Origin of the sequence: Pseudomonas sp. 51_B, from assembly GCF_017491595.1 — a bacterium.
GTDB classification, from domain to species: domain Bacteria; phylum Pseudomonadota; class Gammaproteobacteria; order Pseudomonadales; family Pseudomonadaceae; genus Aquipseudomonas; species Aquipseudomonas promysalinigenes.
This window is the reverse complement of sequence record NZ_JAFGYW010000062.1, coordinates 1-961: the sequence shown is the minus strand read 5'-3', so window position 1 is coordinate 961 and position 961 is coordinate 1. Positions and strand designations below refer to the sequence as shown.

Sequence of the window (961 nt, the reverse complement as noted above, 5' to 3'; positions counted from 1 at the left end):
GACAAAGCCACGCGGATCAAAAACAAAATGATCATCCTCGACTGCTGCGAAAGCGGTTCGGCCGGCGAAGTGCGCGCCCTGCGCAGCGAGAGCAGCATGGTCAGCGAGGGTATGACGATCCTCACCGCCTGCAAAAAAGCCGAGCCGGCGCTGGAGGGCGCGCAGCACGGCGTATTCACCGGCCTGCTCCTGCAAGCGCTGCATGGCGGCGCGGCGAATATCCTCGGCAAAATCACCCCCGGCAGTCTGTATTCCTTCGTCGACAACGCCCTCGGTGCCTGGGAGCAGCGTCCGGTGTTCAAGACCAATGTGTCGCAGTTCATTTCCCTGCGCGAAGTCTCGCCGCTGATTCCCAAGGAGATCCTGCGCAAATTGCCCGACTGGTTTGCCGAAGCCGAATCGGTCTTGCCGCTCGACCCCAGCTACGAACCCACCGAAAAGGCGTTCGTGCCTGAGCACGGCGAGGTCTTCGCCCAGTTGCAGAAGTGCAACCGCCACAGCCTGATCGAACCGGTCGACGCCGAGCACATGTACTACGCCGCCATTCACTCGACCGGCTGCCGCCTGAAGGCACTCGGCGCCTATTACCGCGAACTCGCCCTCAAAGGACATTTCTGATGCCAGTCTTTATCAGCTATCGCCACATGGATCGCGCCCATGCGCTAGCCATCAACACCCGCCTGACCCAGGCGAAGATCAGGACTTACCTCGACGTGCTGGATCCGGAATCGCAGACCACCGATGACATTACCGGGGTCATTACCCGCAACATCACCGAGTGCACGCATCTGCTGGCGGTGGTGTCGGAGAAGACTGCGCAGTCCTGGTGGGTGCCGTTCGAAATTGGCGAGGCGACGATCAGTAACCGGCGGATCTGTACGTTCAAGACCGGACCGGCGCAATTGCCGATCTATCTGGACAAGTGGCCGAAGCTGAGCACGGCCAGCGATCTGGATTTCTT

At 60.6% G+C, this 961-nt stretch carries 1 protein-coding gene and 1 pseudogene; both read left to right on the top strand.

Going from position 1 to position 961, the window contains the following annotated elements:
* Window positions 1-618, top strand: a pseudogene (locus tag J5M56_RS23585) (caspase family protein); the annotation flags it as partial.
* The coding region (locus tag J5M56_RS23580) for a toll/interleukin-1 receptor domain-containing protein (RefSeq protein WP_207937894.1) at window positions 618-961 on the top strand (344 nt) is incomplete at its 3' end. The pseudogene J5M56_RS23585 and the gene J5M56_RS23580, both read left to right, overlap by 1 nt.